General features: G+C 64.7%; 21 protein-coding genes. 7 read left to right on the top strand and 14 right to left on the bottom strand.

The annotated features are described in order from the left end of the window. Positions 1-37: 37 nt before the first annotated feature. From MU516_RS00565 to pdeM, 4 genes are read left to right on the top strand one after another with little or no spacing between them, the layout of a single operon-like run. Complete coding sequence (locus MU516_RS00565) at positions 38-1,030, top strand: ligase-associated DNA damage response exonuclease (protein ID WP_260275275.1); 993 nt, start codon at positions 38-40, stop codon at positions 1,028-1,030. Further along, complete coding sequence (locus tag MU516_RS00570; protein WP_260275276.1) at positions 1,027-2,577, top strand: cisplatin damage response ATP-dependent DNA ligase; 1,551 nt, start codon at positions 1,027-1,029, stop codon at positions 2,575-2,577. The genes MU516_RS00565 and MU516_RS00570 overlap by 4 nt, the downstream gene beginning before the upstream one ends. Beyond that, positions 2,574-4,952 carry a ligase-associated DNA damage response DEXH box helicase gene (locus MU516_RS00575; RefSeq protein WP_260275277.1) on the top strand — a complete coding sequence of 793 codons (2,379 nt, stop codon included), beginning with the start codon at positions 2,574-2,576 and terminating at the stop codon, positions 4,950-4,952. Before MU516_RS00570 ends, MU516_RS00575 begins: the two co-directional genes overlap by 4 nt. Next, positions 4,949-5,644 carry a ligase-associated DNA damage response endonuclease PdeM gene (gene pdeM / locus MU516_RS00580; protein ID WP_260275278.1) on the top strand — a complete coding sequence of 232 codons (696 nt, stop codon included), beginning with the start codon at positions 4,949-4,951 and terminating at the stop codon, positions 5,642-5,644. The genes MU516_RS00575 and pdeM overlap by 4 nt, the downstream gene beginning before the upstream one ends. 69 nt (positions 5,645-5,713) lie before the next feature. Here the strand turns inward: pdeM and MU516_RS00585 are convergent, their stop codons facing one another. Continuing rightward, positions 5,714-6,451, bottom strand: coding sequence for an outer membrane protein (locus tag MU516_RS00585; RefSeq protein ID WP_260275279.1), 738 nt, complete (start codon positions 6,449-6,451; stop codon positions 5,714-5,716). Positions 6,452-6,628: 177 nt separating this feature from the next. Beyond that, the gene (gene gyrB, locus MU516_RS00590; protein ID WP_260275280.1) at positions 6,629-9,064 is read right to left on the bottom strand and encodes a DNA topoisomerase (ATP-hydrolyzing) subunit B; all 2,436 of its coding nucleotides are present in this window, start codon (positions 9,062-9,064) and stop codon (positions 6,629-6,631) included. Positions 9,065-9,226: 162 nt separating this feature from the next. Here gyrB and MU516_RS00595 point away from each other — a divergent pair, with 162 nt between their 5' ends. Further along, positions 9,227-10,753, top strand: a complete 1,527-nt coding sequence (locus MU516_RS00595) for a phospholipase D-like domain-containing protein (RefSeq protein ID WP_260275281.1) — start codon at positions 9,227-9,229, stop codon at positions 10,751-10,753. On the opposite strand, the gene MU516_RS00600 is transcribed toward MU516_RS00595, so the two are convergent. The 7 genes from MU516_RS00600 to mutM all read right to left on the bottom strand — a co-directional run bounded on the left by MU516_RS00600 (position 10,750) and on the right by mutM (position 17,757). Next, on the bottom strand, positions 10,750-11,385 hold the full coding sequence (locus tag MU516_RS00600) for a LysE family translocator (RefSeq protein WP_260275282.1): 636 nt from the start codon (positions 11,383-11,385) through the stop codon (positions 10,750-10,752). The genes MU516_RS00595 and MU516_RS00600 overlap by 4 nt on opposite strands. Then, entirely contained in the window at positions 11,382-12,464 is a 1,083-nt protein-coding gene (gene recF, locus MU516_RS00605) for a DNA replication/repair protein RecF (protein ID WP_260275283.1), read from the bottom strand. Before recF ends, MU516_RS00600 begins: the two co-directional genes overlap by 4 nt. Beyond that, on the bottom strand, positions 12,461-13,579 hold the full coding sequence (dnaN, locus tag MU516_RS00610) for a DNA polymerase III subunit beta (RefSeq protein ID WP_260275284.1): 1,119 nt from the start codon (positions 13,577-13,579) through the stop codon (positions 12,461-12,463). Before dnaN ends, recF begins: the two co-directional genes overlap by 4 nt. 103 nt (positions 13,580-13,682) lie before the next feature. Continuing rightward, on the bottom strand, positions 13,683-15,074 hold the full coding sequence (gene dnaA / locus MU516_RS00615; protein WP_260275717.1) for a chromosomal replication initiator protein DnaA: 1,392 nt from the start codon (positions 15,072-15,074) through the stop codon (positions 13,683-13,685). A gap of 547 nt (positions 15,075-15,621) precedes the next feature. Continuing rightward, positions 15,622-15,891: a 30S ribosomal protein S20 gene (gene rpsT / locus MU516_RS00620; RefSeq protein ID WP_209054914.1), complete on the bottom strand. Its 270-nt coding sequence runs from the start codon at positions 15,889-15,891 to the stop codon at positions 15,622-15,624. Between the two features lie 156 nt (positions 15,892-16,047). Beyond that, on the bottom strand, positions 16,048-16,824 hold the full coding sequence (locus MU516_RS00625; RefSeq protein ID WP_260275285.1) for an enoyl-CoA hydratase: 777 nt from the start codon (positions 16,822-16,824) through the stop codon (positions 16,048-16,050). Positions 16,825-16,911: 87 nt separating this feature from the next. After that, positions 16,912-17,757, bottom strand: a complete 846-nt coding sequence (gene mutM / locus MU516_RS00630; protein WP_260275286.1) for a bifunctional DNA-formamidopyrimidine glycosylase/DNA-(apurinic or apyrimidinic site) lyase — start codon at positions 17,755-17,757, stop codon at positions 16,912-16,914. A gap of 76 nt (positions 17,758-17,833) precedes the next feature. On the opposite strand from mutM, the gene ubiE reads away from it, so the two are divergent. Together ubiE and ubiB are read left to right on the top strand one after the other, a co-directional pair. Further along, a complete protein-coding gene (gene ubiE, locus MU516_RS00635) occupies positions 17,834-18,580 on the top strand; it encodes a bifunctional demethylmenaquinone methyltransferase/2-methoxy-6-polyprenyl-1,4-benzoquinol methylase UbiE (RefSeq protein ID WP_260275287.1) in 747 nt (248 codons plus the stop codon). After that, on the top strand, positions 18,581-20,113 hold the full coding sequence (gene ubiB / locus MU516_RS00640; protein WP_260275288.1) for a 2-polyprenylphenol 6-hydroxylase: 1,533 nt from the start codon (positions 18,581-18,583) through the stop codon (positions 20,111-20,113). Between the two features lie 44 nt (positions 20,114-20,157). Here ubiB and MU516_RS00645 read toward each other — a convergent pair whose 3' ends face one another. The 5 genes from MU516_RS00645 to MU516_RS00665 all read right to left on the bottom strand — a co-directional run bounded on the left by MU516_RS00645 (position 20,158) and on the right by MU516_RS00665 (position 24,410). Then, a complete protein-coding gene (locus tag MU516_RS00645) occupies positions 20,158-20,493 on the bottom strand; it encodes a hypothetical protein (protein WP_260275289.1) in 336 nt (111 codons plus the stop codon). Next, on the bottom strand, positions 20,490-21,113 hold the full coding sequence (locus tag MU516_RS00650) for a hypothetical protein (RefSeq protein WP_260275290.1): 624 nt from the start codon (positions 21,111-21,113) through the stop codon (positions 20,490-20,492). Before MU516_RS00650 ends, MU516_RS00645 begins: the two co-directional genes overlap by 4 nt. Positions 21,114-21,206: 93 nt before the next feature. Next, entirely contained in the window at positions 21,207-22,535 is a 1,329-nt protein-coding gene (locus MU516_RS00655) for an ATP-binding response regulator (RefSeq protein ID WP_260275291.1), read from the bottom strand. Continuing rightward, positions 22,522-23,703 carry an FIST N-terminal domain-containing protein gene (locus tag MU516_RS00660; RefSeq protein ID WP_260275292.1) on the bottom strand — a complete coding sequence of 394 codons (1,182 nt, stop codon included), beginning with the start codon at positions 23,701-23,703 and terminating at the stop codon, positions 22,522-22,524. The genes MU516_RS00655 and MU516_RS00660 overlap by 14 nt, the downstream gene beginning before the upstream one ends. After that, positions 23,703-24,410 carry a response regulator gene (locus tag MU516_RS00665; protein ID WP_209054922.1) on the bottom strand — a complete coding sequence of 236 codons (708 nt, stop codon included), beginning with the start codon at positions 24,408-24,410 and terminating at the stop codon, positions 23,703-23,705. The genes MU516_RS00660 and MU516_RS00665 overlap by 1 nt, the downstream gene beginning before the upstream one ends. Positions 24,411-24,574 lie beyond the last annotated feature (164 nt).

Below are 24,574 nucleotides of genomic sequence, written 5' to 3' on the forward strand. Positions count from 1 at the left end.
GCGTTGATTTTCACGAAATGTTCGCCATCTTGGTTCCATGCGCGCCGACCAGATCCTGCACCCTACCGAAGCCGGCCTCTATTGTCCGCCCGGAGACTTCTTCATCGACCCGGTTCGCCCGGTTGCGCGCGCGCTGATCACGCACGGGCACGGCGATCATGCGCGTGCCGGGCATGGCGCGGTGATGGCGACACGGCAGACCCTGGACATCATGGCCATTCGCTATGGCGAAGATTTCGCCGCCGAGACGCAGGTCGCCGATGGCCCGGTTCGCGTCGGCGATACGACCGTCAGCTTTCATCCTGCCGGGCATATCCTGGGATCGGCCCAGATCGCGGTTCAGCCGGTGAAGGGGCCCAGGATTGTTGTCTCGGGCGATTACTGTTGTCGGCCAAACCCCGTGTGCGCCCCATACGAACCTGTTCCCTGCGATATCTTCGTGACCGAGGCGACGTTTGGCCTGCCGGTCTTCAGGCATCCCGATCCGATGGCCGAGATGTCGCGTCTGATCGCCAGCATGGATGAATTTCCCGACCGTCCGCACCTGATCGGGGCCTATGCGCTGGGCAAGGCGCAGCGGCTGATAGCGCTGGCGCGGCAGGCCGGGATTGAGGGTCCAATCGCCATTCACGGCGCGTTGCAGCGGCTGTGCGATTACCATGTCGAACAGGGGATCGACCTGGGCGAACTGATCCCCGCCACCGCAGACCGCGTGCCTGCGCAGCTGGTCATCGCGCCGCCCTCGGCCTTCGCCTCGCCCTGGGTGCAGCGTTTCGCGGACCCGGTGATCGGTTTCGCATCGGGCTGGATGCAGGTTCGCGCCCGCGCACGTCAACGAGGCGTCGAATTACCTTTGGTCATCAGCGACCATGTCGATTGGCCGCAGGTGACGGCGGCTATCAGCCATCTTGCGCCGTCCGAGGTATGGATCACCCATGGGGCCGAGGACGGGTTGCTGCGCTGGTGCGAACTGGAAGGGATTCCCGCCCGCCCATTGCGGCTGGTCGGCTATGAGGACGAGCCGGAATGAAGGCGTTTGCGCATCTTCTGGAACGCCTGGCCTTTACCCCGGCGCGCAACGCCAAGCTGCGGCTGCTGCGGCACTATCTTGAGACGACACCTGACCCGGATCGTGGATTTGCGTTGGCAGCACTGACCGGCGATCTGAAGCTGCGGGCGGTGACGCCGGGGCTGCTGCGCGGTCTGATGGCGGATCGCGTCGATGAACAGCTGTTCGCCCTGTCCTATGATTTCGTCGGCGATCTGGCCGAGACCATCGCGTTGCTGTGGCACGATGGCGTGGATCAGGACGTGCCGCTGCATGAGGCCGTTGATCTGCTGCAATCGACAGGCAAGGCCGGGCTTCCCGCGGCCATCTCCGCGCTGCTGGACCGGCTGGGGCCCTCTCAGCGTCTGGCATTCCTGAAACTGGCGACCGGCAATATGCGGGTCGGGCTGTCTGCACGGATGGCCCGGATCGCGCTGGCCGAAATGGGCGAGCCCGGCGTCGCAGACATCGAGGAAATCTGGCACGGGCTGACTCCGCCATATCAGCCGCTGTTCGATTGGATCGCTGGCGGCGCGCGTCCCGAACATGCCGCGAAGGCGCCGTTCCGGCCCGTCATGCTGTCCACCCCCGTCGATGCGGACCAGCTGCGCGGTTTTGATCCGCGCGACTACATGGCCGAATGGAAATGGGATGGTATTCGTGTGCAGGCGATCAACGATGACGGCGTGCGGCGGCTGTATTCCCGCACCGGCGAGGATATCGGAGGCAGTTTTCCCGATGTGATCGAGGCGCTGAACTTTGACGGTGCGGCCGACGGCGAATTGCTGGTCCGCCGCGGCGGTGCGGTGGCGGTGTTCGGCGATCTGCAGAAGCGGCTGAACCGCAAGACGGTCGGCAAGTCCCTGCTGGACAGCCATCCTGCCGGGTTGCGGCTGTATGACCTGATGATCTGGCAGGGTCGCGATCTGCGCGATCTGCCTTTTGCCGAACGCCGCGCGGTGCTGGACAGGGCTGATTTCGGCAGCGATCGGATCGACGTGTCGCCTCTGCTGGATTTTGCGACATGGGAAGATCTGGCCGCGTTGCGTGCCGACCCGCCCAGTCAGGTGATCGAGGGCGTGATGCTGAAGCGCCGCGACAGTGCCTATGTCGGCGGCCGTCCGCGCGGGCCGTGGTTCAAATGGAAGCGCGATCCCAGACTGGTCGATGCGGTCCTGCTTTACGCGCAGCGTGGCCACGGGAAACGGTCCGGCTTCTACAGCGATTTTACCTTCGGACTGTGGGACGGGCCGGAACTGGTGCCCGTCGGCAAGGCCTATTTTGGCTTCACGGACGAAGAGTTGCGCGAACTTGACCGTTTCGTGCGCAACAACACCGTCGATCGGTTCGGTCCGGTGCGCGCCGTCGCGCCGAAACTTGTGCTGGAGGTCGCGTTCGAAGGGCTGAACGAATCCGGGCGCCACAAATCCGGCGTCGCGATGCGCTTTCCCCGGATCAGCCGAATCCGCTGGGATAAGCCCGCGGCAGAAGCCGATGTCCTTGAGACGCTGAAAGCGATGTTGCCGTGACGCTGCCGGCTTCGTTTCGGGACTGGTTCGCGCGTCAGGGCTGGCAGCCCCACCCGCATCAGGTCGATCTGCTGAACGCGCAGGGCGACGGCCTGCTGATCGCGCCGACCGGGGGCGGCAAGACGTTGGCCGGGTTCCTGCCAAGCCTTGTGGATCTGTCGCGGGGCCCGTATCGGGGGATGCACACCTTGTATGTCTCGCCCCTGAAGGCGCTGACAGCGGATATCGCGCGCAATCTGGCCCGGCCCGTGGCCGATCTGCGACTGAACATCCGGATCGAGGATCGCACCGGCGATACCCGGCCTGCGCAGCGCGCCCGTCAGCGGGTCGATCCGCCCGACATCCTGCTGACCACGCCGGAATCGTTGGCATTGATGCTGTCCTATGAACAGGCTCCGGCGATCTTCGGCGGGCTGAAACGCGTGGTTCTGGACGAGTTGCACGCCCTGGCTGAAAGCAAGCGCGGCGATCAGCTGATGCTGGGTCTGGCGCGGTTGAGGACGCTTGCCCCGGATCTGACCGTCACCGGTCTGTCGGCCACCGTCGAGGATCCCCGTTCGCTGGCAGCCTTCATGGGCGGCGCCCGTGTGATCAATGCAGATCCCGGCCCTGATCCCGACATTGCCATGCTGCCGACCGCGCGGCCCGCGCCATGGGCGGGTGGCGGCGGTCACTATGCGATCCCCGAGGTGCTGGCGCAAATCAAGGCCGCCAACACCACGATCATCTTCATCAACACCCGCGCGCAGGCCGAGCTGTTCTTTCAGGCGTTGTGGGCCGCGAATGACGAAAACCTGCCCATCGGGCTGCATCACGGCAGCCTTGCACGCGAGGCGCGCCAACGGGTCGAGGCCGCGATGGCGGCGGGACAGTTGCGGGCCGTGGTGGCGACGGGCAGCCTTGATCTGGGCATCGACTGGGGAGCGGTCGATCTGGTGATTCAGGTCGGTGCGCCAAAGAACGTCAAGCGGCTGGTCCAGCGGATCGGCCGGGCGAACCATCGTTATAACGCGCCGTCGCGCGCGCGGATCGTGCCCGCCAATCGCTTCGAGGTGATCGAATGCGTCGCCGCCTTGCAGGCCGTTGCCGAACGCGATCTGGACGGCGATCCCCGTGGCCCCGGACCGCTGGATGTGCTGTGCCAGCATATGCTGCTGACCGCCTGTGCAGGGCCGTTCGACGCCGATCACCTGTTCCACGAAGTGTGTGGTGCGGGACCATATCGCGGGCTGTCGCGCGCGGATTTCGACGCCTGTCTGGATTTCGCCGCGACCGGCGGGTACGCGCTGCGGGCCTATGACCGCTGGCAGCGCCTGATGCAGCGCGACGGGCTGTGGCGGCTGCGAGATCCTCGTGCGGCGCGCGATCTGCGAATGAATGTCGGCACCATCGTCGAGGCCGAGATGCTGAAGGTGCGGCTGCGCGGACGCGGGGGCGCCCCGTTGGGTGAGGTTGAAGAGGCGTTCGCCGCCAGTCTTGAACCCGGCGACAGCTTTCTGATCGGCGGCCAGACGGTGCGATACGAGGGGCTGCGCGAGATGGTGGTCGAGGTGACCAAACAGCCGACGAAACAGCCCAAGATCGCTGTCTTCTCGGGCGTCAAGATGGCCACATCCACCCAGCTTTCACATCGCGTGCAGGCGCTGATCGGCGATCCCGCGCGGCATGATATCTTGCCCGACACCACCCGCGACTGGCTGGACCTGCAGGCACGGATCAGCGCGCTGCCGCGTGATGGCGTGCTGGTCAGCGAAAGCTTTCCCCATATGGGCCGTTGGCATTTCGCGCTGTATGGCTTTGCCGGGCGGAACGCGTTGCAGACCCTTGGCCTGTTGATGACCCGGACGATGGAGGATGCGGGGCTGGGTCCGCTGGGATTTCTGTCCACCGACTACGCGCTGCTGATCTGGTCGCTGGACCCGGTCACCGATCCCGCGCCGTTGCTGGACCGCGACGCATTGCGCGATGGCCTGGGTGACTGGCTTGCCGGGAACGCGGTGATGAAGCGCAGCTTTCGCAGCGCGGCCACCATCGCCGGGTTGATCCAGCGGAACCTGCCGGGCCAGCGAAAATCCGGCAGGCAGGCGACGTTTTCCAGCGACATCCTGTATGACACGCTGCGCAGATACGATCCCGGCCATTTGCTGTTGCGGATCACCGCGGATGAGGCGCGGCGGGGCCTTGTGGATTTCGACCGCATCGAGGACATGCTGAACCATTCGCCGCAGCACGATCACCGGATGCTGGACCGGGTGACCCCCTTGGCCGCGCCGCTGCTGCTGGAGGTCGGCCGGGTGCCGATCGCGGGGCAGGGACGCGAGCGCCTGGCCGAGGAAGAAGCGGCGGCCTTGATGGCGGAGGCAGGGTTGGCGTGACGTCCTACATGTTCGACTTTGACGGGCAATCGCTGCAGGCGCGGCCATCGGGCGCGCTGTTCTGGCCCGCGCGGCGCTGGCTGATCGTCGCCGACCTGCATCTGGGGAAATCCGAACGCATCGCCCGTCGCGGCGGCGCGCTGCTGCCGCCCTACGAGGTACAGGCGACGCTGGACCGTCTGCAGGCAGAGATCGCGGCAACCGACCCGGCCTGCGTGGTCAGCCTGGGCGACGGGTTCGACGACGACGCCGCCCGGGCGGCGCTGAGCGATGCGGTGCGCGAACGCATCTGGGTAATGGCGCAGGGGCGCGAGTGGCTTTGGATCAGTGGCAATCACGACCCCGCGCCGGTCGGTGCAGGGCTGCCGGGCGAGACACATCCCGAGTGGCGGGACCTTCTGACCCTGCGCCACGAGGCGGGCGCCGGACCGGATGTGTCGGGGCATTATCATCCGTGCATTCGCCTGGCAGGTGAACGGCGTCGCTGTTTCCTGATCGGATCGGATCACCTGATCCTGCCCGCCTTCGGGGCCTATACGGGCGGGCTGATCGCGCAAGATCCTGCATTGACCCGTCTGGTGCCGGACGGGCTTGCAGTGGCCTGCGCGAGCCGGGCGATGGCAGTGCCGCTGCAACGGTCTGACGCGCAACCCTCTCGAGGGCGCCGCAATCCTGCAGGTCGCCGGTTCTGACTGGGCGGAAATAGAAAAGGGCCGACGCTTGAAAGCGCCGACCCTCGGGATTCCCGCTTGCCTGAGCGATCAGAAGCTGAAATTCACGCCAAGCTTCAGCGAATGATGTTCAGGCGTGGCTTCTGTGTGATATCCGGCGGCGTCGGTCAGCGTGGTCTTGCCGAAGTCGCGATACTCCCATTCACCGAATACCGACATGCGCTCGGTGACTTTACGTTCTACGCCAAGGCCGACCGACCACGCATTGGCGCGGAACGTGTCCGAATAATCCATCGGTGCGAAGGGCGCGCCATCTACCTGATAGTCGAACTCCCCGCGCGAAATGCCGACGCTGCCATAGAAAAGGGTGTTCTGCGCCGCGTTGAGAACGCCGGTCTTGAAGCGCAGCGACAGAAGCTTCTTCATCTCGTTGGATGCTTCGGTGCCGTTGGTCGTGAAGCTGTCGTCTGCGCTGCTGCCTTCGAATGCCAGTTCGGGACCGAATACAACCTGGCGGCCACTGACCTCGCGCTGCCAGCGATATCCGGCGTGCAGACCATAGGTCGCACCGGAAATGTCAACCGAATCGGGCGACGTCAAAAGCGTGTCGGTGGAATCGCTGATACCCACGCGATCATCGCTGCCAAACACATAGCCCGCGCTGAGACCGGCATAGGCTCCCGACCAGTCATTGGCAGGCGCGGGTGCGGCGACAGGCGGAACCACGGGCGTTTCCGTCACAGGGGCAATAAAACCGCCCGAAAACGCGGGCGATGCCAAGGCCGCGACCGAAGCTGCTAGGATGGCGGGGGCGAATTTATTGAACATCGAATCGGTCCTTGGATCTACAATGTGACGCGACCGGTGACCGGCACGTTTTTAGAAGTCAATGTAATCATACAGCGTGACCGCCGTCCGAATGAAGCCAAAACCGTTCGGATGCCCGCGTTAACCAAGGAAATAATGGCGTGCGCGGCACATCTACAACAGTCCGGCGATCAGCTCTCAGGTGTCCAGGTTCGCCACACTCAACGCGTTCTGCTGGATGAATTCGCGGCGCGGTTCGACCACGTCGCCCATCAGCTTCGTGAACAGGTCTTCGGCTTCGGCCACGTCCTCGATTCGAACCTGCAGCATCGTGCGTGCGCCGGGGTCCAAGGTCGTTTCCCACAACTGATCCGGGTTCATCTCGCCCAGACCCTTGTAGCGCTGCAGCGACAAACCCTTTTCCCCCTCCATGAAGATCGCCGCCAGCAGCCCCAGCGGACCGTGGATGGGCTGGTCGCGGTCCTTGCGGATCAACTGTGCGGGCTGGGAATAGATATCCTGCAGCGTGCCGGTCATCTCGCCTAGGCGACGGCTTTCCGCGCTGCGCAGCATCTGGCCGTCCAGCGTGCGGATTTCCTCGACCCCGCGCAGGGTGCGCGTCAGCCGGATACCGGCATCCTGCGTCGGCCGCCCCTGCCAGCCGCGTTCATATTCTTCGGCGATCATGTCAAGGCGCGCGGCGACACCCGAGGCGACGGCTTGCGCATCCGCGTCGATCCGGCCCGGCACCAGCGCGCCAGCGATGGCCGCCTGTTCGGTGATGTGGGGTGGATAATGGGTCGGATAGGTGCGCAGGATTCGCCGGACCGTCCGGGCGTCATCGACGACCCGCGCCAAGTCGTTGCCGGTGATGTCCTCGCCCGAGACCAGACGCAGGGCCGCGCCCTCGATTCCTTGCTGGATCAGATAGTCCTCCAGCGCGGCCTCGTTCTTCAGATACACCTCGGATCGTCCCCGCCCGACCTTGTACAGCGGCGGCTGCGCGATATAGAGATGCCCGGCCTCGATCAGTTCAGGCATCTGCCGGAAGAAGAAAGTCAGCAGCAGCGTGCGGATATGGGCGCCGTCCACATCTGCGTCGGTCATGATGACGATCTTGTGATAGCGCAGCTTGGCAAGGCTGAATTCGTCCCGACCGATCCCGGTTCCCAGCGCGGTGATCAGCGTTCCGATCTGGTCGCTGCCCAGCATCCTGTCGAAACGGGCGCGTTCGACGTTCAGGATCTTGCCGCGCAACGGCAACACCGCCTGGTTCTGACGCGACCGGCCCTGCTTGGCTGATCCGCCCGCCGAGTCCCCCTCGACGATGAACAATTCGGAACGCGACGGATCCTTTTCCTGGCAATCGGCCAGTTTGCCCGGCAGCGACGCCACGTCCATCGCGGTCTTGCGCCGGGTCAGCTCCCGGGCCTTGCGCGCCGCTTCGCGCGCCAGCGCGGCCTCGATGATCTTGCCGACGATCTGCTTGGCTTCGGTCGGATTTTCCTCGAACCATTCAGCCAGTTTCTCGCCCACAAGGCTTTCGACCGCCGGACGCACCTCGGAGGAGACCAGCTTGTCCTTGGTCTGGCTGGAGAATTTGGGGTCGGGCACCTTGACCGACAGCACGCAGGTCAGCCCTTCGCGGGCATCGTCGCCGGTGAAATCCACCTTCTCGCGCTTGGCGATACCCGATGACTGGGCATAGCCGTTGATCACCCGCGTCAGCGCGCCGCGGAACCCCGCCATGTGGGTGCCGCCGTCACGTTGCGGGATGTTGTTGGTAAAGGGCAGCACGGTCTCGTGGTAGCTGTCGTTCCACCACATCGCGACCTCGACCCCGATCCCGTTCTTCTCGCCGGTCATGAAGATCGGCTCGGGCATGACCGGGGTCTTTGAACGGTCGAGGAACTTCACGAATTCCCGCACGCCGCCTTCGTAGAACAGTTCGGTCTTCTGGACCTCGGCGTGGCGTTCGTCCTCAAGGATGATCCGCACGCCGCTGTTCAGGAAGGCCAGTTCGCGCAGGCGGTTTTCCAGCGTCTTGAACACATAGTCCAGATTGCTGAACGTGCCCTCCGGGTGGTTCGTCTTGGCCGACGCCATGAACCGCACCTCGGTTCCCGTCTGGCCGGGGGCATCGCCGACCACGCGCAGATGTTCGACCGTGTCGCCATGTTCGAAGCGGACGTAATGTTCCTGGCCGTTCCGCCAGATGCGCAGTTCCAGCCAGTCCGACAGCGCATTCACGACGGACACGCCCACGCCGTGCAAGCCGCCCGACACCTTGTAGCTGTTCTGGTCGAATTTCCCGCCCGCGTGCAGCTGGGTCATGATGACCTCGGCCGCGCTGACGCCTTCGGATTTGTGCATCTCGACGGGGATGCCGCGGCCATTGTCGCGTACCGAAACGCTGTTGTCGGCGTGGATCTTGACCTTCACATAGTCGGCATGCCCGGCCAGCGCCTCGTCGATGCCGTTATCGACGACCTCATAGACCATGTGGTGCAGGCCGCTGCCATCGTCGGTATCCCCGATATACATGCCGGGCCGTTTGCGCACCGCCTCCAGTCCCTTGAGAACCTTGATGGAATCGGCGCCGTATTCGGCGGGCTGCGAGGCTGCTTCGGTCATGTGAGATTGTTCCTGTCGTTCTTGTGACGATATATGCCGTCGCAGCGGTAAAGTCACGGCAATCGCATGATTTTTCCGGCCGAATCATGCCAATCGCCGTTTTTCTTGCGCATCGTCACGCAGCCGTGGATGATCGGCGCTGCATGGCATCGGAGGCACGGGATGGTGTGGCTGAAATGGCTGGCGGCCGGTCTTGTGCTGCTGCTGCTGACATGGCTGGCCGCACGGGCCGTGTTCGCGGTTCCAAACGCCGAGGATCGGCCGTCCCAAACCGCCCTTGCCTTCGATCCCACCACCACTCTGGCGCCACGCGCGCAAGAGGCGCTGGACGGGCATCCCGGACAAAGCGGCGTCCTGCCGCTGGCCGACGGGCAGGGCGCGCTGCTTAGCAGGTTGAAGCTGGCGGATGCGGCCGAACGCTCGATCGACGCGATGTATTACATCTGGCACGACGATGCGTCGGGGATGCTTCTTCTGGATGCGCTGCGGCGTGCGGCGCAACGTGGCGTCCGCGTCCGCCTGCTTCTGGACGACAATGGCATCGCCGGGATGGATCCGGTTCTGGCGGCGCTGAACGCGATGCCGAATTTCAGCGTGCGGCTGTTCAACCCGTCCACCGTGCGTCGGCCGAAGATGCTGGGATATGTCCTGTATCCGCTGCGGATGAACCGGCGCATGCACAACAAGGCCTTCATCGTCGATGGCGCGGCGGCGATCGTCGGCGGGCGCAATATCGGCGACGAGTATTTCGCGGTCGGCGACGTTCCGGCCTATCTGGATCTGGATGTGCTGGGTGTCGGGACGGTGGTCGGCGATACCACCTCGATCTTTGACGACTACTGGAACAGCCAGCCGGTGCTGGCGCTGGAACAGGTCATTGACGGGCCGGGCGACATCGATGCGCTGGATCGGGCGATCGCAGAGATGCCGCCCGCCCCGGAACAGGACATCACCGCCGCCGAGCGGCTGAGCCGGGGCAGCGCCGATCTGGAATGGACGGCCGTGCGGGTCGTGGCCGATGATCCGGCCAAGGGGATCGGACGGGTCGATCGTGATCAGTTGATGATCACGCGGTTAGCGCGGATCATCCGGCAGGTGGACAGCAATCTTGACCTCATCTCGGCCTATTTCGTTCCGGGCAAGGCGGGGGCAGCGTTCTTTTCGGGATTGGCGCAAGACGGGCGCAGGGTCCGGATCCTGACGAATTCATGGCAGGCAACCGACGTGCCGATGGTTCATGCGGGCTATGTCAAATATCGCCGCGAACTGCTTGAGGCAGGCGTATCACTGTACGAACTGAAGCCGCTGGAAGATCAGCCCCAAGGTCGCGCCGAGCTGGGATCCTCGGGGCTTTCGGGCGGATCGCTGCATGCCAAGACCTTCTCGGTCGATGATGCGCGGGTGTTCATCGGGTCGTTCAACTTCGACCCGCGATCGGCCCTGCTGAACTGCGAGATGGGTTTCCTGATCGAAAGCCCCGCGATCGCGGCCTCGGGGACCAAGGCGATGACCGACCGGCTGATCCCGCGCAGCTTCCAGCCGGTGCTGACGCGGGACGGCGCGATGGTCTGGCGGTCGCCAGACGGTCAGGGCCGTGAACAGCTGCACGAGCACGAGCCCGGATTGGGAGTCGGCAACCGCGTCCTGGTCTATGTCCTGAACCTGCTGCCGATCGAATGGCTGCTTTAGCCGGCCATCAGCTGGCCTGCCGCGATGACGCATCCGACGACGATCAGCAGCGCGCCCGAGACCAGGTTCATCCGGCGCAGCCCCGACGGGGTGGCAAGCCGGGCGCGCGCCGCGCTGACCGCCGCGCCCATCGCAAGATTCAGCACGAAGGGGATCGTTGTGGACATTGCCACGATCACGGCCACATCCGCGGCAGAGATGTGGGCGACGTCGAAGAACCCCGGCAGGACGCCCACATAGAACAGCGCGGCCTTGGGATTGCCGGCAATCGCCAGCAGGCCGGCGGAAAAACCCGCCCATCTGCCGCGCCGTGTCAGGCGTTGATCACGTTCGACCGGCTGGTTGGCGTGGCGCAGCAGCACGATTCCCATCCCAACGAAGACCAGCGCCGCGACCCAGCGCAGGCCGATCATCAATGCGGCGTGCTGCCCCACGACGACCGCCAGACCGAAGATCGCGATCATCGGCCACATCATGTCGCCGATCGCGACGCCAAGTCCCAGCGGCCAGACCCCCCGAAACCCCGATGCCAGCGCGCGCGCCATGATCGCGACCCAGACGGGACCCGGAGTCAGCCAGATCGCGACCATCGCGCCCGCATAAAGCCAGATCGATTCGGCGGTCAGCGTCATTCGGTTCCCTCTTTGGCGCGCGAAGCACCGTCATCCTTGTGAATCGACAGCCGCCGGGCGCGGGCGCCGAAAGCGTCGAAAAGTTCCGGGCCGGTCCCCGTCAGCATGGTCTGCGCGGGCAAGTGGCAGATCTGGTCATACAGCATGGCGCGCCGGTCGGCGTCCAGATGGGCCGCCACCTCGTCCAGCAACAGCACCACGGGCTGCGCTGACAGCGCGCGCGCATTGGCCAGGATCAGCGATAACAACAGCGCCTTCTGCTCGCCCGTCGAGGACAGGGCCGCCGGCATCTGCTGCGGACCCCAGCTTGCACCCAGATCGGCGCGATGCGGACCGCTGAGGCTGCGGCCGGCGGCCAGATCGCGCGGCCGCATCGACGAAAGCCGGTCGGCGATGCTGTCCGGGTCGGCGTCGTCAGCCTGCCCCTCGCCGGCCAGCAGCGTCAGTTGCGCGGCCGGAAAGCCGGTTGCCGATTCGTCCTGCGCGGCCATGATCGCGCCCAAGGCGGCCTGCCGATTGCGGGTCAGCGCCGCGCCGGCTGCGGCCATCTGCGATTCCAGCGCCCGATACCAGCCGGGATCGCCGACCTGATCCTTCAGCAACCGGTTCCGTTCGCGCATCGCCTTGTCATAGGTCAGCGCAAGTTCCGCATGATCGGGCGACAGGCTCAGCGTCACGCGATCCAGAAACCGGCGCCGTGTTTCCGGCGGATCGGTCCATAACCGGTCCATCGCGGGCACCAGCCAGATGATCCGGACCAGACTTGCAAGGGCGGTCTGGGCGGTAGGCTTTTCGTCGATGCTGACAACGCGCCGGGCGCCCGGTTCGGCGGTGGTCTCGACCTGGCGGTCGCCGATCTGCGCCCGGATCCGCCACCCGGCGTCCTTGCCCTGTCGCGCCTGATCGGGTGCGGCGGCGGCGCGCAATCCGCGGCCTGGCGCCAGCATCGACACGGCTTCAAGGATATTGGTCTTGCCCGAACCGTTCGGGCCGAAGATCGCAAGGGGATGCCGGTCCAGATCCAGTTCCAGCCGTGGCCAGGATCGGAACTGCGCCAGCGACAGCCGGCTTAGCGTCACACGCGCATCGGCATGACGACATAGACCGCGCTTTGATCGCTGCCCTCGCGGATCAGCGCGGCATCGCCCGAGCCGTTGAACAGGAACACCGCGTTGTCGCGATCGACCTGGCTGGCGATCTCTTGCAGGTATTTCGCGTTGAAGCCGATTTCCAGCGGATCGTCGGCGTAGGCCACGATCAGCTCTTCCTCGGCGGCACCCGCGTCGGGGGCGTTCACCGACAGGATCAGCCTGTCGGCATCCAGCGCCAGCTTGACCGCGCGCGAACGTTCGCTGCTGACGGTCGCCACGCGGTCCACGGCGCGGGCGAAATCGCTGGCATCCACTTCCAGTTTGCGGGTGTTCCCAGAGGGAATCACCCGGCTGTAATCGGGGAAGGTGCCGTCGATCACCTTCGATGTCAGGGTGATCGTCGGCGTTGCGAAGCGCACCTTGGTTTCGCTGACCGACACGGCAATGTCGGCATCATCGTCGTCCAGAAGCTTGCGCAGCTCGGCGACAGTCTTGCGGGGCACGATGACGCCCGGCATGTCTTCTGCACCCGCGGGCAGCGCCGCGTCGATGCGCGCCAGACGATGGCCGTCGGTCGCCACGCAGCGCAGGCCGGGACCGTCCTCGGTCTGCGCAACATGCATGTAGACGCCATTCAGGTAATACCGCGTCTCTTCGGTCGAGATCGCGAACTTCGACTTGTCGAACAGCCGCCTCAGAACCTTCGCCGGAGCACTGAAATTGGCGATGTATTCGGTCGAGGCCATGACCGGGAAATCCTCGCGCGGCAACGTGGCAAGGCTGAAATTTGACCGCCCCGCCTGCACGTTCAGCCGTCCTGCCGCATCGTCCGAAGCGATCGCGACCAACGCCCCGTCGGGCAGCTTGCGGGCGATCTCGTTCAGCATCACGGCGCTGACGGTCGTCGCGCCGGGACGTTCGACCTGCGCGGCGGCGCGGTCCACCACCTCGGTGTCCAGATCGGTGGCGCGGAAGCTGACGCCGCTCTCGCCAGCTTCGATCAGCACATTCGCAAGGATCGGAATGGTGTTGCGGCGTTCGACCACCGATTGGGCCTGCGAGACGGCTTTGACCAGAACGGCGCGCTCGATCGAGAATTTCATCGCTTTTCCCTGTCCCTGTCGGCCTTTCAGGCCCCTGCATCGGACCTGTTTTGTAACCGCCCGGCAAGGCGGTCACAAGGATTTCATTCGGGGTGCACGGGAGTTATGCCTGCAGTAGCCGCTTCAGCATCGCGATGTCCTCGGCGAGGCCATTATCCTCGACCGAAAGCTCCTCGATCTTGCGGACGCCGTGCATGATCGTGGTGTGGTCGCGCCCGCCGAAGCGGCGGCCGATATCGGGCAGGCTGCGGCTCGTCATCTGCTTGGACAAATACATCGCGATCTGGCGCGGACGCGCGACATTGCGGGACCGCTTTGGGCCGATCATGTCGGCCAGCCGGATGTTGTAATGCTCGGCCACCTTGCGCTGGATGTCGTCGATGCTGACTTTGCGATCGTTGGTGCGCAGGATGTCGGCCAGGCATTCCTGCGCCACTTCCAGGGTGATCTCGCGGCGCAGCAGGCTGGCATGGGCAAACAGCCGTTGCAGCGCGCCTTCCAGGACCCGGACGTTGGTGCTGATCCGGTGGGCCAGGAATTCCAGCACGCCGTCACCGATGCGGACCTCGGGGTCTTTCCGGCGGAAGGCCTCGGTCTTGGATTGCAGGATGCCCAGGCGCAGTTCGTAGGTGGTGGGATGCAGATCCACGATCAGCCCGCAGGAGAGGCGCGACTTGATGCGCTCTTCAAGGCCCTTGATCTCGGCCGGCGCGCGGTCGGCGGAAATGACGATCTGCTTGCCCTGATCGACCAGCGCATTGAATGTGTGGAAGAATTCTTCCTGCGTGCTGTCCTTGCCGGCGATGAACTGCACGTCATCGACCATCAGCATGTTCACATTGCGGAACATGCTCTTGAAATCCATGATCGAGCTTTCGCGCAACGCTTGGACGAAACGATACATGAACTGTTCGGCGGATAGATAAAGCACCTGCGCCGACGGGTGGCGGCTTTGATAGTCGTGCGCGATTGCGTGCATCAGGTGGGTCTTACCCAAGCCGACGCCGCCATACAGAAACAGCGGGTTGAACCCGACGGGACCGCCCTCGGCCACACGGCGCGCGGCAGCGTGGGCCAGCTCGTTGGGTTTGCCGACAACGAAATTTCCAAAGGTATAGCGCGGGTCCAGCGGTGCGCACAGATCAGGGCGAACCTTCGGGCGAACCGTGGCGGCAGAGGGTGTCGCGTGGGCCGCATCGTCGCGCTCGGGGCGGGCAGCGCCCGGGCGAGCCCGGCCATTCGCCGGGGCCGAGGGGACGACCTCAAAGCGCAGACGCTCGATCGAGGACGGGCCTACGCGGTTCAGCTGGCCCATGATGTCGTCGGCGAAATGCCGGTTCACCCAGTCGGACACAAAGCGCGTGGGGCTGGCGAAGCGTGCCACCCCGTCTTCCAGCGCGGTCAGACGCAGGGGCTTGATCCAATGGTTGAAGTTATTCGGCCCGACACTCTTTTCCAGTTCCACGCATGCCTGCCCCCAGATTTCTTCCATCATCATTGCCCTGTTTGTCCTGTCCCCAGCCCCCGCCGTGTTTCGACGGGACAGCGTTCGCGCGCGGCAGGGGACAAACGGCAACAGCACACCCGTGCGACCGAAGATGGTCACATGCGTGGGCGTCAGCCCGTTCAGAACACTAGACACGGAGCCTGCAAAAACCGGTGGCAGCCGGTCTTCGCAGAACCCGAGGGCAGAAGAGAGTTGTCTCTGCTTCGTCGCCCGGCCTGGCTTGCGGTGATCCAAGGATCCTGCAGGCTGTGGCCTGTCCCCCAAAGCGACGTGAATCGCAGGCTGAAACTAGCAACAGCCACAGCGAAGCTGCAACCGAACTATGCGCTTGACACAATCTTTGTCTGATCGAATCTCTGATGTCCTTGACTCCTCAGACAAAAATCATGAGGGCATTGAAAATTAATGATTTATTAACGGATCTCGCGCTCGCAGAAATGCAAACGGGCGCGCGCCAGAAGCGCACGCCCGGTATGAGATTCGGGGCCTTTAAGGGCCAATTCGCGGCGTTTTTCGGCGCCGCGAGCGGTGATGTTCAAGCCGCCGAAATCGCCTTCACGCGCGACGACAGACGCGAGATTTTCCGCGCTGCAGTATTCTTGTGAATCACACCTTTGGTGACGCCGCGCATCAGTTCGGGCTGCGCGCTTTTCAGGGCTTCCTGGGCGGCATCTGCATTGCCCGAGGCAATCGCTTCCTCGACCTTGCGCAGGAAGGTGCGGATGCGCGAGCGGCGGGCTTTGTTGACGTCGGTGCGGCGCTCGATCTGGCGGGCGCGCTTTTTGGACTGGGGCGTGTTGGCCATGTCTGGGCTCCTGTTCGGGTCTTTGTCGTTTCGATCGCGCAAAAGACCCAAGCACCAGCCCCGGTCCGGGCTGGACATGATTCTTGCCTAAGCGGGCCCACGCGCATGTAAGCGTGGGCATATAGATCAGCCGGATAGAAAAGAAAAGCCGGAAAATCAGCGGTCGCGGAACTGCGCCTCGCGTTTTTCAAGGAACGCGGCCATGCCTTCCTTCTGGTCCTCGGTCGCGAACATCGACTGGAACGCGCGACGTTCGAACAGCAAACCCTCGCGCAGAGTCGTCTCATAGGACCGGTTGACCGATTCCTTGGCTGCCATGACCGAGATCTGCGATTTCTCGGCGATCTTGCGCGCCGCCGACAATGCTTCGGAGACCAGCTTGGGCGTCGGCACGACGCGGCTGACAAGGCCCGATCTTTCGGCTTCTGCGGCATCCATGAAACGGCCCGTCAGATTCATGTCCATGGCCTTGGACTTGCCGACGAATCGGGTCAGGCGCTGGGTGCCGCCGATGCCGGCGATCACGCCCAGATTGATTTCGGGCTGGCCGAACTTGGCATTCTCGGCGGCGATGATGAAATCGCAGGCCATCGCAAGCTCGCATCCGCCGCCCAAGGCATAGCCGCTGACGGCTGCGATGATCGGCTTGCGGATGCGGCTGATCGTGTCGATCTGTGGTCCGAACAGGTCACCGCCATAGGCATCGACAAAGCTTTTCTGCGCCATTTCCTTGATGTCGGCGCCCGCGGCGAAGGCCTTTTCGCTGCCGGTCAGCACGATGCAGCGGACCTTGTCGTTCCGGTCGGCTTCGGTCAGCGCGGCGGAAAGCTCGTCCAGAAGCGTGGCGTTCAGCGCGTTCAGCGCCTCGGGACGGTTCAGCCGGATCAGGGCGACCTCGTCCTCAATTTCCACGATGATGGTTTCATAAGCCATAGGGCCGGACCTCGTTGCAAAGAAGCGTTGCAGCGACTCCTAGCAGCAGCGAGGCGCGAAAGCCAAGCCTTGGCCATACAAGGGGGTTCAGCGCTGGCAGCGCGGACAGAAGAAACTGGACCGACCGGACTGCACGATCCGGCGGATCTGGCCCGGACAGCCGGGACGCGGGCAGGGCGCGTCCGCGCGATCATAGACCCTGAAGCTGTGCTGGAAATAGCCCAGCTCGCCACTGGCCTGACGATGATCGCGCAAGGAAGACCCGCCCGCCGCGATGGCGTCCGTCAGAACGTCGCGTATATGGCCGACCAGTGCCGCGATCCGCACAGCACCGATCCGTCCGGCCGCGCGGCGCGGATCTATGCCGGCACGCCACAGCGATTCGCTGACATAGATGTTGCCCAGTCCGGCCACGATGCGCTGGTCCAGAAGGGCCTGCTTCACCGGGACCCTCCGGCCCGAAAGGGCGGCGGCAAGATATGCGGGGCTGAAGGCCGCGTCGAACGGCTCGGGGCCAAGATGGTCCAGCAGAGGATGCGATTCTCCTTCGCGGATCAGATCGACCATGCCGAATCGGCGCGCATCGTTGAAGGTGATGGTTGTCCCGGCTTCGGTCAGCAGCACCACATGGTCATGGCGCGGCAGGATCGACGGATCGCGGTGAAACCCGGCCAATCCCGCGCCTTCGACCAGCATCCGCCCGGACATGCCCAGATGCATCAGCAATGTGCCGCCCCGGTCCAGATCGGCCAGCAGGTATTTCGACCGCCGCCGCAGTGCGGTGACCGTCGCCCCGGTCAGCACCTGCACCAGATCGGGTGGCATCGGCCAGCGCAGGTCCGGGCGCCGTGCCTCGGCCCGCGCGATGCGCTGACCCTGCAGATGCGGCTGAAGGCCGCGCCTGACGGTTTCGACCTCGGGCAGTTCTGGCAATCCGCTTCCTTTCCCTGCATTGTGCGCGCGATGCGTCGGACCTATCTGGCGATGAGGCGGACAAACGGCAAGCGGCATGAGCGATAACAGACAAACCCATTTCGGTTTCCGGACCGTGGACGAGGATGCCAAGGCCGGGATGGTCCACGGCGTCTTTTCCAGCGTCGCATCGCGCTATGACCTGATGAACGACCTGATGAGCGCGGGCATCCATCGGGTCTGGAAAACCGCGATGATGGACTGGCTTGTACCGCGCGATGGCCAGCATCTTCTGGACGTGGCCGGCGGCACCGGCGATATCGCCTTCCGCTTTCTCGATCGCGCGCCGGGCGGGCGCGTGACCGTCTGCGACATGACCGAATCGATGCTGGTCGAGGGGCGCAAGCGCGCCGAGGCCACGGAAAAGGCCGACAGGCTTGCATGGGTCACCGGCGACGCGATGAAGCTGCCCTTCGGCGACAACAGCTTTGACCGCTATACGATCAGCTTCGGCATCCGCAACGTCACCCGCATTCCCGACGCGCTGGCCGAGGCGTTTCGTGTGCTGCGTCCCGGCGGACGACTGATGGTGCTGGAGTTCAGCCAGATCCCGGTGCCTGCAATGCAATGGGCTTACGACCGATACAGCTTCAACGTGATCCCGGCGATGGGTCAGGCGGTGACCGGGGATCGCGACAGCTATCAGTATCTGGTCGAATCGATCCGCCAGTTTCCCGACCAGGAAGCGTTTGCCGCGATGATCCGCGAGGCGGGCTTTGACCGTGTGCAGTATCGCAACCTGTCCATGGGCATCGCCGCGCTGCATTCGGGTTGGAAGCTGTAGATGCGGGGACCGCACAATATCCTGCGCCTGATCCGGACAGGCGCCACCTTCGAACGCACGGGCGCCATGGGCGCCGTGCTGGACGCGATGGAGGCACCGCCCCGGCTGCGACTGGCCGCGCGCGTGCTGGGCTGGCCGTTCCGCTGGCTGGGCTATGCGGGCGATCCCGATCTGCCACCGATCACGCGCGCCATCACCGCGCTGGGTCCGGCCTATATCAAGTTCGGCCAGATCCTTTCGACCCGCGCCGATGTCGTGGGCGCCGAACTGGCCGACCAGCTGCGCATGCTGCAGGACCGGTTGCCGCCCTTTCCGACCCCGATCGCCAAGGAGATCGTCGAGGCCGAGCTGCGCCAGCCCGTGGATGCCCTGTTTTCCGAGTTTTCCGAACCCGTGGCCGCGGCGTCGATCGCGCAGGTGCATCGCGCCCGAATCCGCGAAAACGGGCAAGAGGTCGCGGTCAAGGTTCTGCGTCCGGGAATCGGTGCCGCGTTCCGCAGGGATATCGACGCATTTCACTTCGCCGCCTCGATCATCGAGGCGTTGTCGCCCGGCAGTCGGCGCCTGCGCCCGCGCGATGTCGTCAGCCATTTCGAAAGCGTCGTCACCGGTGAACAGGACATGCGGCTTGAGGCGGCGGCGGCATCCGAATTTGCCGAGAACACCCGCGAGGACGCGAATTTCCAGATCCCGGCGCCGCATTGGCATCTGTCGGGACGGCGCGTTCTGACCGCGGACTGGGCCGAGGGGTTGCCGATGGGCGACCCGCAGGCGTTGATCGCCGCCGGCCATGACGTGACCCATATCGCGACGCGCGTGATTCAGCTGTTCCTGCAGCACGCGCTGAGGGACGGTTTCTTTCACGCGGACATGCATCACGGCAATCTGAAGGTGGCGCGCAATGGCGACGTGATCGCGTATGATTTCGGGATCATGGGCGAGATCGACGAATATACCCGCCGCGTCTATGCCGAGATCCTGATGGGCTTCATCCAGCGCGACTACCGGCGCGTTGCGAGGGTGCATTTCGAGGCCGGCTATGTTCCGCGCGACCGCGACGAAGCGCAGTTCGCCCGCGCCCTGCGTGCCGTGGGCGAACCGATCTTCGGGGCTGATGCGTCGCGGATCTCGATGGCCAATCTTCTGGCCTATCTGTTCGAGGTGACCGAACGTTTCGGAATGCGGACCCAGACACAGCTTATCCTGCTGCAGCGCACCATGGTCGTGGTCGAGGGTGTTGCCCGCTCGATTGATCCGCAACTGAACATCTGGGAAGCGGCGCGCCCGGTCGTATCGGACTATATCAAGTCAAATCTTGGTCCGCGCGCACTTGCCGGTGATATGGCCAAGGTCGCGCAGACGGTCGGCCGCTTTGGTCCGCTGTTGCCGCGGATTGTGGAACAGGCCCTGTGGGAACGCGCACACCCCGAGGATCGCAATCCGCAACCCCAGACGAGGCCCGACATCCCCGTCTGGCTGGTCGCGGGTCTGTCGCTGGTCGCTGGCGCGGCGATCGGGCTGGTGATTGGCTGATCACTGCGGCCCATGGACGGGGATCGCGGTAAGGCAAGGCGAGATCAGAAACAGAGGATCTCGGCCTCGGCTTCCGCGCGGCGCAGCTTGGCGACGATCTCGGTCATTTCGGCCATGCCCTTGAACATCGAGGCGCGCTCGCCGGTGACCTGCCGCATCCGCAGGACCGTCTCGGCGCTGACATAATCCTCATAGGACAGCACGGTCGCGATCTGATCTATGGCGCAGGAACAGCGGTCCAGCATCTCGCGGTTCTCGCCATTGGTCGCCATGCAAGTAAAGACATATTCGGCGCGGGCATTGGTCGGGTAGTCATTGACAGCCTGCGCCCAGGCTGCCGGGGCTGTCAGCGCGGCGATCAGGACAAGTGCGCGTTTCATTGCAGCACCATCCGATTGACATAGCCGGGTCCGGTGTCGGCGGTTTCTGCCCGCAATTCGCGGATCGGCGCCTTCGGATCGTCCGACATCAGGAATGTCAGGCGCAGCGACTGAAAGCCCTGCATCCGTCCAGCGTTCGGATCGTTCTCGAAGGGCTGGAACACCGCGGTTGCGCCATTGTCGTCGCGGGTGATCTGTCCGCCCCTAAAAACCGCGTCCTTGATCCGGTTGCGGATGTAATGGGGGCTGCCGCCGGTCAGACCGGCCATGTCGCGGGCGGTCTGTTCCAGAAAGAAGATCAGCACCGGGTCGCCGCCCGAAATCGGGAACGGCCCGATCTTGCGTGTGCGGCTGTCGGTCTTCTGAGTGATCTGCAGGACCGGCTTCTGGTCCGAAGGGTCGATGGTCTGACCCAAGGCGACCGAGCCGTCATCGACATGCAGGAAGCCGGGCTTTTCGGGGCCTTCGACATGCAGCGACCAGGTCAGCGGCCGGTCCTTCAGATCCCACGGTCCGCGATCGGCGAAGACCGCATCCCCGGCCTCTCCGGCCGACAGGGCGGCGGGCGCGGCGATGCAGGTCATGACCAGCCACATCGCGGTGGCGATGGCGCGTTTCATCCAAGGTTCCTCCCATTCGTCGCGACCAGAGTTGCGCCGGCAGGCGCGAAGGGCAAGCCCTGGAACCGCCGGTCTCAACCCTTCGTCTCAGCCTCAGCCCAGTATGCGGCCCAGAACCTCGGCCAGTTCCGACGGGCGCACGGGTTTTTCCAGTGCGATAACACCCATCGCGGCGCAGGCGCGTGCGATTTCGGGGTCGCGATGCGCGGTGATCATCACGGCGGGCACGCTGCGGCTTGCCCGCCCCCGCAGGGTTTCGATTGCGGCGACGCCGGTATCACCGTTCTCAAGGTGATAATCGGCCAGGATCACGTCCGGCGGCTCTTCGCCCATCGTCGCGACCGCCTCGGCCGTGCCGCCGGTCACGCGGGCGACCATGCCCAGCCTGTCCTGCAGGATCATCTCGTAGCCGCGTCGCATGCCGGGGTCGTTCTCGATCACCAGTGCGACGCGCCCGCGCAGGTTCAGCAGCGCCGTGTCGGGCGGTTCGGCGCATCGGTCGCCGCCGCCTTCCGCCACCGGCGGCAATCCGACCCGAAAGACGGTTCCGCGCATCGCCTCGGAATTCAGGCTGATCGGGTGCCCCAGCTTGCTGCAGGCGCGGCGCACGATGGACAGGCCCAGACCCATGCCGGGGGTGCCGTGATCGTTTCCCAGCCGTTGAAATTCGTCAAAGATGCGATTGCGGTCCACGGCGGGGATTCCCATGCCGCTGTCATAGACGCACAGCCAGCACAGCCCGTTCTTGCGGCGCATGCCGACCACCACGCCGCCCTGATTGGTGTATTTTATCGCGTTCGATACCAGGTTCTGCGCGATCCGTCGCAGGAAGACCGGATCGCTTTCCACAACAGCGTCCGTGGGCACAAAGCTGAGCCGCAGTCCCTTCGCCTCGGCCAAGGGTGCGTATTCGGCGGCAAGGCGGCGGAAAAGTTCCCCTAGCGCGACAGGCTGGCGGTGAAATTCGATCCGCTGGCTGTCCAGGCGCGAGATGTCCAGAACCGCATGCATCAGTTGTTCGACCGATTCAAAGGCGCCGGAAAGACGTTCCGACAGTTCCTTCTGGTGGTCGTCCATCGGCGTGTCGGCCAGCGCCGACAGAAACAGCCGCGCGGCCGAAAGGGGCTGCAGCAGGTCGTGACTGGCGGCACGCAGGAAACGTGTCTTCGACCGGTTCGCCTCTTCCGCCGCGGCGCGGGCGACCGCCAGTTCGCGGTTGCGCTGCGACAGGTCGGCCAACGCCTTCTCAAGCTGCCTGGTGCGGGTAAGAACCTCTTGCTCCAACGCGACGGCGGCCTGGAACATCGACCAGGCCGATCCGCGCGATTCCTCAAGCCGGTCGATCCTGTCGATCAGGACCGTATTGATCCGGCGCAGCTTCTGGATCTGCCGCTGGGGCGGATCGTCGTCACGCAGCATCATGATGCCCCGACGGGCCCAAGCCCGCCTCGGGCGGTGTCATGAAAGCCAGGCCGACGAATGTCTGGTTCACATGCATACCGCTGTGCTGTTCCCCATAGGTGTTGAATCCCGCCACGCGGTAGCGGGTGAACAGGTCGGACATCGCCTGCGTCAGCCCGGCGCGTTCAAGTGCCAGCCGTCGCAGGATGCAGTCGAATCCCAGCACCATCAAGGGTGGTCGTGGCAAAGCCTCCAGCGCCTCGGCGAAACCCTGCGTCAGATCCTCGGCCCGCCCCAGCGTCAGGACGGTGCCGGTGTCGATGGATGACATAAGCGACAGGCCGCCGTCATCGGTCAGGGCGCTGATGGCGCGGACATGGTGGCGCCGTCCCATGCGCAGCAGCAGCGGGTGCCGAGCGAATTCGGTGGGCGTCAGCCGTTCGGGGGGAATCCCGGTGATGCGGGCATATTCCTCGGCCGCCGGTTCGGCGTTCAGTTCCAGGATGCGACGCTTGTCGGGAATGGCCGCGGTCACGACCGCGCGCGTGGCGGTCGGGCTGAAATGCGCAAACGTCACCTCGCTGACCGCCAGATCGGTCTCGACCAGCAGAAACACCGCCGCGTTCGAAAACACCCGCCCCTCGGCCAGCAGCGACGTGCTGCGAAAATCCAGCCCGTCGCCCGCCGATCCGCCAAGCGTGGGAACCGCGGGAAGGGCGGCGTCGATGGTGGCAACCAGCGCATCTTCCTGCCCCGCGATGCCATCGACAAGCAGCAGCCCGAACAACGAGCGGCGCGGATCAGGCGAGAATCCCGCCTGCATGCGGCGCAACGAAGACATCCAGTGGGAAACCGGCAGGGATGACAGATTGTCCAGCACGATGCTGCGCGCCCGGAAGCTGCCGGACGGAAACCCGATCGCGACGACGCTGCCCGAGGCATAGCCTGACGGGCCGATCTCTCCGGCAGAGGAACAGCCGGCGATCACGCAGCCCTCGGGCAGTCCCTCCCGCAGCCCAGCATCCAGATGCGAAAGATCGTCGCCTCGCGCGCCGAAGATCAGCACCAGCGCCGGTTCGGCGGCGCGCAGGCCGGCCAGAAGCGTTGGGACCGCCTCGGCCCCGGTCCGGTCGGCCTGCACGGCCACCGGCCCGGCGGCGCCCTCCTTCGCAGCCGGGCCGGTATCCATCAGCCGGCCTCGAACAGCCGGACGGAATTCGCCAGAAGCACCGCCTGCGTGCGGCGCCTTGCATTGATCTTGGACATGATCGCCGTGATATGGGTCTTGACCGTGGCTTCGGCGATCGACAGTTCGTAGCTGATTTCCTTGTTGGCCTTGCCCTGGCAGATCAGCCGCAGAATCCGCATCTGCTGAGGTGTCAGCGTTGCAAAGCGGCGGGCCAGTTCGGCCTTTGCCTCGTCCTCGGCACCGGCCTTTCCGGGTTCATATCCTTCGGGCGTGACATGTTCGCCGTCCCACATCCGGCGCAAGCTGTCGACCAGCGCCTCGCGGCTGAGGGACTTGCTGATATAACCCTGCGCGCCAGCCGCCATCGCGGCCGAGATCATCGCCCCCTCCAGATCGGCAGAGATCATCGTGATCGGCACATCCGGCAATTGTCGGCGCAGCGCGACGATGCCTTCCGCGCCGCGTGCATCGGGCAAATTCAGGTCCAGGATCACCGCATCCGGCGCCCCCTGCGACTTGATCTGCTCGACCGCGGCGCCAAGGCTGCGCGCGGTGCGCACGTTCTTCAATCCAAAGCTGATCTTCAGCGTCAGCGCCAAAGCGTCGCACATCAGCGGATGGTCGTCGACGATCAGGATCTCGCGAACCTGGTCGGCATTTGGTCGTGGCGAATGCGACGGTCGCGCCTGCATGGCTGCGGCTGTCATGATAGCTCCTCCCTGTGACGATATTACGGCCTCCTCCCCCGAGGCCGCAACATTCTTTCGCGATCTTAGGCTGCGCGCGGCGCAAGGCAAGGCCGCATCTCATCCCAAAGTTGGACAAGCTGGCTATTGTCGGTTGGAACCTTGCGTGACACCCTTTCCCCTGA

It is taken from the genome of Paracoccus maritimus, assembly GCF_025195095.1.
Lineage (GTDB): Bacteria > Pseudomonadota > Alphaproteobacteria > Rhodobacterales > Rhodobacteraceae > Paracoccus > Paracoccus maritimus.

Bases quoted from the DNA above. Each gene is read 5' to 3' on its own strand.
- MU516_RS00600 (WP_260275282.1), bottom strand. From the start codon at position 11,385: ATGACGCTGACCGCCGAATCGATCTGGCTTTATGCGGGCGCGATGGTC.
- MU516_RS00660 (WP_260275292.1), bottom strand. From the start codon at position 23,703: ATGGATACCGGCCCGGCTGCGAAGGAGGGCGCCGCCGGGCCGGTGGCC.
- MU516_RS00595 (WP_260275281.1), top strand. From the start codon at position 9,227: ATGGTGTGGCTGAAATGGCTGGCGGCCGGTCTTGTGCTGCTGCTGCTG.
- MU516_RS00650 (WP_260275290.1), bottom strand. From the start codon at position 21,113: ATGAAACGCGCCATCGCCACCGCGATGTGGCTGGTCATGACCTGCATC.
- dnaN (WP_260275284.1), bottom strand. From the start codon at position 13,579: ATGAAATTCTCGATCGAGCGCGCCGTTCTGGTCAAAGCCGTCTCGCAG.
- ubiE (WP_260275287.1), top strand. From the start codon at position 17,834: ATGAGCGATAACAGACAAACCCATTTCGGTTTCCGGACCGTGGACGAG.
- MU516_RS00565 (WP_260275275.1), top strand. From the start codon at position 38: ATGCGCGCCGACCAGATCCTGCACCCTACCGAAGCCGGCCTCTATTGT.
- ubiB (WP_260275288.1), top strand. From the start codon at position 18,581: ATGCGGGGACCGCACAATATCCTGCGCCTGATCCGGACAGGCGCCACC.
- MU516_RS00570 (WP_260275276.1), top strand. From the start codon at position 1,027: ATGAAGGCGTTTGCGCATCTTCTGGAACGCCTGGCCTTTACCCCGGCG.
- dnaA (WP_260275717.1), bottom strand. From the start codon at position 15,074: ATGATGGAAGAAATCTGGGGGCAGGCATGCGTGGAACTGGAAAAGAGT.
- MU516_RS00585 (WP_260275279.1), bottom strand. From the start codon at position 6,451: ATGTTCAATAAATTCGCCCCCGCCATCCTAGCAGCTTCGGTCGCGGCC.
- gyrB (WP_260275280.1), bottom strand. From the start codon at position 9,064: ATGACCGAAGCAGCCTCGCAGCCCGCCGAATACGGCGCCGATTCCATC.
- MU516_RS00625 (WP_260275285.1), bottom strand. From the start codon at position 16,824: ATGGCTTATGAAACCATCATCGTGGAAATTGAGGACGAGGTCGCCCTG.
- MU516_RS00665 (WP_209054922.1), bottom strand. From the start codon at position 24,410: ATGACAGCCGCAGCCATGCAGGCGCGACCGTCGCATTCGCCACGACCA.
- MU516_RS00655 (WP_260275291.1), bottom strand. From the start codon at position 22,535: ATGATGCTGCGTGACGACGATCCGCCCCAGCGGCAGATCCAGAAGCTG.
- MU516_RS00645 (WP_260275289.1), bottom strand. From the start codon at position 20,493: ATGAAACGCGCACTTGTCCTGATCGCCGCGCTGACAGCCCCGGCAGCC.
- rpsT (WP_209054914.1), bottom strand. From the start codon at position 15,891: ATGGCCAACACGCCCCAGTCCAAAAAGCGCGCCCGCCAGATCGAGCGC.